Here is an 8316-nt window from a genome sequence, read left to right as displayed (position 1 = left end):
TTTGTGGGTCGAGTCACTGGCCGATGCTCAGGCCTGGGAGGCCCGGCAGAAGCCATGGCTAGCGCAAGCCCGGGATACTCCGCTGTTCAATCAGGCGATGGATCACCTGGAACGGTTGGAGCCGCAGATGGATGCCCACTGGACGCAGCGACAGCGCGAACAACTCGCCGGCACGATCGCACTGGAGGCGCGGCGCGATCACCTGCCGGAAATCAGCGCTCTCGTCCAGACCCGCGACGGTGGCCTGATGGCTGTGTGGAACCACCCACACAATCCGATCCTGGATCGGCGGACGGATACGATCAACCCAGCGCAGGCGTCTGAGCAACCGCTGGGGCAGAGCATGCAGGCGTTCAACGAGGAAACGCAGCGGCAGGAACAGCAGACCATCATCGACGCGCAGCAACGGCAAGTGCAGGAACAGCAGCAGGGAATGGCAAGGTAGCCGAGGGGAACGCAATGAACGACACGGATGCCATCCGCCGTTTGATGTTGGCGGTAGGGCGGCTCGAGGATGCCGCCGACAAGCAGGCGCGACAGGTGGCCGAGAGCCTGCAGAAGGCGCATGTAGTCAGTGCCGAACTGGCGGCCACGCGCGAGGCCGAGGAGGCCAAGCTGAAGCATGCGATGGTTCGTCTGTTCCAGGAGCAGCAGCAGAAGACCGAAATAGCGCTGCGGCCGGTGACCGGCAAAGCTTGGCGGGGCCTGATCGCCGTCGCAGCGGGCTTCGCGTTGTTGTACGCCGGCCTGCTTCTGCTGCTTCGTCACGAGTACCAACGGCTGAAGGATGCCCAACTGCGCGCAGATGCGGCCGAGGTGTCGGCTGAAGTCCGGCACGCCTCCCAGCATGTCGAAATCACCTCCTGCGGAGGTCGTCCGTGCATCGCCATCGATCCGGAGTCGGCAACGTGGAAGAGTCGCGGCAAGGAATACTTCCTGGTGGACGGCAGGTCAGGCAAGTAGCAGAAGCGGCAAGGAGTGGCAGCTCCGCCTTGCCATGTCGCCGTGCAAGTCCCTGTCTTGACCCAGCCCGTCGTCCCGGCTTCTGCCGGAATGACGCCGTTACGGATTGCTTGGCGTGGTCATGAAGACTGCCGCGTTTCCCGCAAGCCGAGTGCCAGCAGCTTCGCTTCCAGGCGTTCGCCCAACGTCCCGGGCGTCGCCAGCGCCATGCGCGCCATCGCCTCGGCATCGTTTGACGTGGCACTTAGCGCACGCATGACCGTGCCGATCTTCTTCCAGGGCGTCGCCGTGTTGGCCTTCAGCCAACCCAGGGCTTTGACGATGCGCTGTTCGACCTCGGTGAAGTCGCTGCCGAGCGGATAGTCCGGCAGCGTGCCGTCGTGACGGAAGGCGTGCAGGCGCGCGGACAGGTGCACCGGCGTGTTGTCGATCCAGTGGCCGGGCGCATGGAAGCCGCTGCGCAGCTTGCCTTCGTGCTTCGCGCGCTCGACAAGTGCCGGCTGGAAGCGCGCATCGGTGATTCCGCCCATCGCGATCACGCAATCCTCGTCGTTCTTGCCGCGCAGGTCCGCGATACCGTATTCGTTGACGTAGAGGTCGCGCAGGTGGCGGGGAATGGTGGTGTGGCCGTAATTCCAGCGGACGTTGGAGGCGGGCGCGCCGGCATCGTCTCGCACGGCGCGGAACATCAACGCGCTGCGTGCGTTATCCAGGGTGTTGGACATGTCGACGAAGTTGTACTGTCCGCCCACGCCGGACACCACGCGGCCGTCTTCCAGTCCGTCCGAGACGGCGGCACCGAGCGCGGTGACCATCATGCAGGAGTTGAAGAAGCGGGCGTCGTGGCGCTGCAGGCGGGCGAGTGGCTCATGGTCGCGCTGAAGTTCGTTGATCAGGCTGATGCGGCGCATGCCGATGGCACGGCGCTGGTCGTCCGGCAGGTCGCGCAGCCACTGGTAGAACGCGGGCGACCCCAGGTAGAACGCGCCATGCAGGTACTCGCCATCGCGCTCCAGACGCGCCAGGTCGCCGAGATTGGCCGTGCCGTCGGCGACGCGCCGCATCAGTGCTTCGTCATCCACCACCTTGCGCCGGATCACGCCGGTCTCGACCAGTCGCTTGAAGCCCTCGTTGACCATCTCGCTGCAGCCGTACAGGCCGATGGCGAACGGGTCGAGGCCACCGCTGGCGAGCACGGCAGGATGTTGCTCCAGCGCGGGATCGAGGGCGGCCAGGATGCGCCGGTAGGTGGCGTTGTCGGTGTGGCGCAGCACCAGTGCGTGGCACAGCGCATCGGCGAGCGCGCCGATGCCGATCTGCAGCGTGCCGCCATCGCGGACCAGCGCACTGGCATACAGGCCGATGGCGTAATCGACGTCGGATACCGGCTGGCGCGGCAACCCGAACAGGGGCGGATAAGGGCCAGGCGGGGTGATGACGATGTCGAAGTAGGCCTCTTCCACCGCCGCGGTGCCACCGATCCACGGCAGGTGCGGATCGATCTCGGCCACCAGCAAGGGGCGCGGCAGGCCGCGCGCCACGATGGCATCGACGGCATCCTGGGTCAGGTCGTTGTTGCACGAGAACGACAGCCGCGTGCCGCCCGGTTCGCGCGCGACCTTCTGCACGATCACGTTGAGCGCGCGGTCGGCGAGTGCCCGGGCAACGTGTGTGTAGTTGAGGCTGGCGTACAGGCGCTGCGCGGTGGTGGAGCGGAGCAGCGCTCCGCCCTGCATGTAGAACTCCTCCACCTCCATGTGCGCGGGCAGCGCGTCGCGCTTCATCGCCTGCACGTAGTCCAGCCGCGGGAAGTCCTCGCCGAAATGCCGCGCGGCGAACGGCTTCACGAATCGTCCCTCCAGTCCGCTGCCACCCGCAGGCGGATCGAGCGACAGCGCGGTGTAGAGCGACCACGGGCGCGACGGGTCCGCTACGCCGCGCCGGTAAAGCGCATTGAGCAGGCGGTGCGGCTTGCCGATGCCGAGCGGCGCGCCCATGCGCAGCGGCCCGTAGGTGTGGGCCAGGATCAGGTCGACGGCTTCGTCGAGATCGGTCAGGTGGCGTGGGGTCATGTGCGCAGCTTAGGCGAAGCCAAGTGATCCGCCGACGAATGGGAGCACGGAAGGGCTTGACACGGTCTTTGTTTACGTGCGTAATCAATAAAAATTACAGGCGTAAACGTATGTCGATCAGCGATGCGGAAGCTGTGGTGATGGACGTGTTGTGGCGGCGCCATCCCGCCAGTGCGGAAGACGTGGTCGCGGCCTTGGCCGGCCGCGCGGAATGGGCGGAGCCGACGGTGAAGACCCTGCTCAACCGCCTGCTCAACAAGGGCGCGATCCAGGCCGAGAAGGAGGGGCGTCGCTATCTGTATTCGCCCGTGCTCAGCCGCGATGCCTGGCTGGCGGAGCAGAGCGCGGGGCTGGTGGACCGCCTGTTCGGGGGGCGTGTGGCGCCGCTGGTCGCGCATTTCAGCGAGCAGCGCAAACTCTCCTCGGCCGATATCGCCGAACTGAAACGCCTGATCGCGGAGCTCGACGATGGCGAATGACGCGATGATGGCCCTGCTCGAAGCGACCATCGCCAGCACGCTGGCCATCCTGCTGGTGATGATCCTCCGTGTCCCGCTGCGTCGTCATCTCGGCGCCGCGACTGCGCACGCGCTGTGGATCTGCGTACCACTGGCCTGCGTGGCGGTCCTGGTGCCGGCCCGTCACGCCGAGACGCAGTGGGTGCTGCCGCAGGCTGTCGTACTGCAGCCTGCATCGGTGGCGGCCGTCGAAGCAAACGCGTCATGGCCCGCGCTGCCGGCGTTGCTGCTTGCGTTCTGGGGCGCCGGCGCCTTCATCATGGTTGCGCGATTGGCCGCGCAACAGCGGCGCTTCATCCGTGCCGTGGGGCCGATGACGGAAGTCGCGCCGGGCGTGCTGCGAGCGAGCGACAGCGCGGGCCTTCCGGCGGCTTACGGCGTGCTGCGGCCCAAAATCCTGCTGCCGGCGGACTTCGACAAACGCTACACGGACGCTGAGCGCGCGCTGGTGCTGTGCCACGAGCGCCTGCACATCCGCCGCGGCGACTTGTTCGGCAACCTGCTCGCCGCGCTGCTGCGCAGCGTGTTCTGGTTCAACCCGCTGATGCACCTCGCGTCGCGCCTGCACCGCCTGGACCAGGAGTTCACCTGCGACGCGGCCGTGGTCGCACGCCATCCCGGCGAGCGCCGCACCTACGGCGAAGCGATGCTGAAGGCGCATCTGGCTGGCATCCCGCTGCCCGTGGGCTGCCACTGGACGCACCACCACCCCCTCAAGGAGAGGATCGCCATGCTGAAGCACCCTTTGCGCAGCCGCACCCGACGGTTCGCCGCCGCCGCCCTGGTCATGCTGCTGGTCGCTGGCACCGGCATCGCCGCGTGGGCTGCGCAGCCCGCTGCACAGGCGCAGGGCGCACACGACTTCCACTACCGGATTGGTGCGACGCTGGAGGTCGATGGCGAACGCCAGGACGTTGTCCTGCGCGACTGGCCGGGCCAGAAGGTGGGTTTCGCATCGACGACGAAAGCCGGCCGCGCGTGGCGCATCGAGCTGGTCGTCGATCCTGCGGCAGAAGGCCAGGTGAGGCTCGCCGGGGACATCAGCGTGGACGGCAAGCCTGTGTCCAAACCGGTACTGATGGGTCTGCTCGACAAGGCGATGCGTATCGAGGTTACCCCGCCGGATGGCAGCTCGACGTTCGCGCTGTCGATGATCGTCAGCCGGCACGACGGCGCGCCCGGGCCGGACGAGGCCAGCGTGCCGAAACAGCCCGCGCCCGCCTACCCGGAAGACGCGAAGGCGCGCGGCCAGAGCGGGCTGGTGGTGCTGAAACTGCGCGTGGGACCGGACGGCCGCGTTCGCGAGGCGATCGTGGAATCCTCCGAGCCCGCCGGACTGTTCGATGAAGCGTCGCTCGCCGCCGCCCGGCAGTGGACGTTCGAGCCGCCCATGGAGAATGGCATGCGCGGCGAAGGCTGGGTACGCGTGCCGATTCGCTACGACGTCGACGGCGATCCGGACGGACGCGAAGGATCGTCGGAGATTGATCCGCCCACGGCCTGGAGTACGCTCGACATGTCGCAGTCGACATCCCTCAGGACGTTGGAATGCGATGAGATGAAGTTCGATGGCGAAGACGGTCGCAAGGTGTCCTGCGGGCAGCGCGTTGCCAACAAGCCCTAATGCGTTTCTTCGCATGTGCCATCGCAGTGTGGCTGGTCAGCGGCTGCGCGCACCGTATCGACAGCATCGGGCAGCGCCTGTTGCTGCCTGAAGCGGCCGGGCGTTACGAAATGGCGGCACACCAGGCCTTCGTCTACCCGGTACCCATCGATACGGCCAGCCCCGCGTTCCCGTCGGCGGGCATGCCGCGCGAACTGCCGGCGTTCACGTTGTGCGTGGCGTTCGTGGTGGATGACAAGGGCAAGGCGACGCAAGTCGTGCCGCTGCGTCAGGCAGGCTGCGCGGATGGCGCCGCGCAGCCACTGTTGCGCGATGCGGCGCTCTCCGCGGTGTCGGGATGGACCTTCGAACCCGCGATGTTCTGCGACTATCCGGACGCCACGAGTCGTGATCGGGACTGGAACGGATACGGCTGCGCCGGCGAACGCGTGCAGGCGCGTGTCGTGCCGGTCACGCTGGCCTATGCCTTCACTTTCGAAATCCGCGAAGGCAGGCAGCGCGTGGCAGCGCGAAAACGCTGACGCTCACTGCGCCAGCATGTCCGGTCGGAACAGGCGGCGTCGGGAAATCTCGTGGCCGGCGACCATGAAGCGGCCTTCGCCTCGGTAATGCACCGTGCGGGGCACGCGCGGCGAGGGCGCGACGTGTGCTGCCACCACGCGCCATACGAATAGCGGGTAGTCGGCGGTGATGCGGGTTTCGTGCAAGCGACACTCGAACTGCGCGTGGCATTCGGCGATCCGCGGCGCGTCCACTTCGCGCGAGCGCAACGCGGTCAGGCCGAAGCGCTCGAACTTGTCCTGCTCGGTGCTGCTGCAGTTGCCGATGCGTACGACGGTGTCCAGCAGGCCCTCGGTCGGCAAGTTGATCACGCAGGCGCGGCTCGCGCGCGCCAGTGCGTGGCTGCGGTTCGCGTCCCAGATATAGGTGCCGACCAGGTCGTAACCCAGCATCATGTGCCAGCCCAGCGTCATGATCGCGCGTTCGCCGTTGTGCGCGGTGCTCACCAGCACGACGGGCCCCGGCTCCAGGTAGTGACGGGTCCGGTCAACGGGCAGGGACTTCCAGCGCTTGGGGTGTGTCATGCGGGGCGCTCCTGGGGCCTCGCCGCATCCTACGACGACGTCAGTCGAGAACGTGTGTGGAGTCGGCCACGCGGCGTACTTCGTCCGGATGATGGCTGACGTAGACGATGGGCAGGCGGATCTCGTCGCGCACACGCTGCAGGTAGGGGATGAGTTCCTCGCGCCGGGCCTGGTCAAGCGACGACAGCGGCTCGTCGAACAGCAGCAACGAGGGCTGCGACAGCAACGCGCGACCGATCGCGACGCGCTGCGCTTCGCCCCCGGACAGATTGCGCGTGCGGCGACCGAGCAGCGGCGCGATGCCGAGCAACTCCACCACGGCATCGAATCCGAAGCGGGGCGCGCCCCGCCCGCCGTGGCGCCCGTAGAGCAGGTTGCGGCGCACGTCCAGGTGCGGGAACAACCGCGCATCCTGGAAGACATAACCGATGCGGCGCTGGTGCACCGGCACGTCGATGCGCTGCGCACTGTCGAACAGGCAATGGCCGTCCACGTCGATGCGCCCGGCCACGGGCGTCACCAGTCCGGCGATGGCATTGAGGACGGAAGTCTTGCCCGCGCCGGACGGCCCCACCAGGGCGATCACGCGCGCGTCGTCCTGGATGCGCACGTGGCGATGAAAGTGTCCGCGCCGCATTTCGATGTCCAGGTGCAGCATCAGCTGTCCTCGCCCTGGCGCGTGTGGTGCCGGCGCACCAGCCACTCCGAGAACAGCAGCGCGGCCAGCGAGATAGCCACGGCGACCGCGGCGAGGCGCCAGATGCCGGCTTCGCCACCGGGCACCTGCATCAGGCCATAGATCGCGGAGGACAGCGTCTGCGTCTCGCCGGGGATGTTGGAGACGAAGGTGATGGTAGCGCCGAATTCGCCGAGCGCTTTCGCGAATGCCAGCACGCTGCCAGCCACCAGGCCGGGCCAGGCCAGCGGCAAGGTGACGGTGAAGAAGACGCGCCACGGGCCGGCGCCCAGGGTGGACGCGGCCTGTTCCAGACGACGGTCGGTGGCTTCGAGCGACAAGCGGATCGCGCGCACCATCAGCGGGAAGCCCATCACCGCGCACGCCAGCGCCGCGCCGGTCCAGCGGAACGCGAACACGAGGCCCAGGTGCTCCTTCAGGAAAGCGCCGATGGCGCCCTGCGTGCCCAACGTTACCAGCAATCCGTAACCCATCACCACCGGCGGCAATACCAGCGGCAGGTGCACCACGGCATCCAGCAGCGCCTTGCCCGGGAAGCGCGTGCGCGCCAGCACCCAGCCGACCAGCACGCCGAACGGCAGGCTGGCGATCGCGGCCACCAGCGCCACCTTCAGGCTGAGCCGGATCGCGGTGAGTTCTTCCGCGGTGAACGCATCGAGCATGAAGGCGTCAGTCCTTCACCGCGAATCCGCGCCGCGTGAAGATTGCATCGGCGGCCGGGGAGGCCAGCCATTGCACGAACTGCGTCGCCTGCGCCGATCGCGGGCTTCGCAGGGCGGCGACCGGATAGATGATCGGCGGATGGCTTTCTTCGGGGAACGTCGCCACCACGCGCACGGCCGGTTCCGCTTTCGCATCGGAGGCGTACACGATACCCAACGGTGCTTCGCCGCGCGCCACCAGCATCAGCGCCGCGCGCACGCTCTCGGATTCGGCGAGCCGTGCCTTGACACCGTTCCACAGCGACAGCGATTCCAGCGAGGCCTTGGCGTACTTGCCCGCGGGCACGGTCTGGGTCTGGCCTACCGCCAGGCGACCATCGCCGAGCGCGGCGAGAAAGGTCGCGGGCCGCTTCAACTCGACGCGCACCTTGCTCGCCTTCGGTGCGACCAGCACCAACTGGTTGCTCAGCAGATTGCGCCGCGTGGTCGCGTCGAGCTTGCCGCGTTGTTGCAGATAGTCCATCCACTCCAGATCGGCTGAGAAGAACACGTCCGCCGGCGCACCCTGTTCGATCTGGCGCGCCAGCGCCGAGCTCGCGGCATACGACACGCGCACTGGAACGCCGGTCTGCTTCTGGTAGGCCGACGCTGCCGCATCCAGCGACTCCTTCAGACTGGCCGCGGCGAAGACAGTG

General features: G+C 67.5%; 10 protein-coding genes. 5 read left to right on the top strand and 5 right to left on the bottom strand.

Features of this window, described 5'->3' with window-relative positions; translation table 11 throughout:
- The coding region (locus AC04L7_RS07680) for an XVIPCD domain-containing protein (protein WP_475512775.1) at positions 1-445 on the top strand (445 nt) is incomplete at its 5' end.
- A 14-nt stretch (positions 446-459) separates the two neighbouring features.
- Positions 460-963, top strand: a complete 504-nt coding sequence (locus AC04L7_RS07675) for a hypothetical protein (RefSeq protein ID WP_436000228.1) — start codon at positions 460-462, stop codon at positions 961-963.
- Positions 964-1082: 119 nt separating this feature from the next.
- Here AC04L7_RS07675 and AC04L7_RS07670 read toward each other — a convergent pair whose 3' ends face one another.
- Complete coding sequence (locus tag AC04L7_RS07670) at positions 1083-3035, bottom strand: acetyl-CoA hydrolase/transferase C-terminal domain-containing protein (RefSeq protein WP_436000226.1); 1953 nt, start codon at positions 3033-3035, stop codon at positions 1083-1085.
- A 110-nt stretch (positions 3036-3145) separates the two neighbouring features.
- Between AC04L7_RS07670 and AC04L7_RS07665 the strand changes: the two genes are divergently transcribed.
- The 3 genes from AC04L7_RS07665 to AC04L7_RS07655 are packed head-to-tail and all read left to right on the top strand — an operon-like array spanning position 3146 to position 5698.
- Positions 3146-3514: a BlaI/MecI/CopY family transcriptional regulator gene (locus AC04L7_RS07665; protein WP_436000224.1), complete on the top strand. Its 369-nt coding sequence runs from the start codon at positions 3146-3148 to the stop codon at positions 3512-3514.
- Positions 3515-3518: 4 nt separating this feature from the next.
- Positions 3519-5177, top strand: a complete 1659-nt coding sequence (locus AC04L7_RS07660; RefSeq protein ID WP_475512774.1) for a TonB family protein — start codon at positions 3519-3521, stop codon at positions 5175-5177.
- Positions 5177-5698 (top strand): energy transducer TonB, encoded by a 522-nt coding sequence (locus AC04L7_RS07655; protein ID WP_436000220.1) that lies wholly within the window; start codon positions 5177-5179, stop codon positions 5696-5698. The genes AC04L7_RS07660 and AC04L7_RS07655 overlap by 1 nt, the downstream gene beginning before the upstream one ends.
- A gap of 3 nt (positions 5699-5701) precedes the next feature.
- Here the strand turns inward: AC04L7_RS07655 and AC04L7_RS07650 are convergent, their stop codons facing one another.
- The 4 genes from AC04L7_RS07650 to modA form a co-directional block, all read right to left on the bottom strand.
- Positions 5702-6262: a flavin reductase family protein gene (locus AC04L7_RS07650; protein ID WP_436000218.1), complete on the bottom strand. Its 561-nt coding sequence runs from the start codon at positions 6260-6262 to the stop codon at positions 5702-5704.
- A gap of 40 nt (positions 6263-6302) precedes the next feature.
- The gene (gene modC, locus AC04L7_RS07645) at positions 6303-6920 is read right to left on the bottom strand and encodes a molybdenum ABC transporter ATP-binding protein (protein ID WP_436000216.1); all 618 of its coding nucleotides are present in this window, start codon (positions 6918-6920) and stop codon (positions 6303-6305) included.
- Positions 6920-7621, bottom strand: coding sequence for a molybdate ABC transporter permease subunit (modB, locus tag AC04L7_RS07640; RefSeq protein WP_436000214.1), 702 nt, complete (start codon positions 7619-7621; stop codon positions 6920-6922). Before modB ends, modC begins: the two co-directional genes overlap by 1 nt.
- Positions 7622-7628: 7 nt before the next feature.
- On the bottom strand, positions 7629-8316 hold a 688-nt coding region (gene modA, locus AC04L7_RS07635), incomplete at its 5' end, for a molybdate ABC transporter substrate-binding protein (protein WP_475512773.1).

Source organism: Pseudoxanthomonas sp. LjRoot204_2, assembly GCF_056175765.1.
This window is presented reverse-complemented; position numbering and strand designations above follow the sequence as displayed.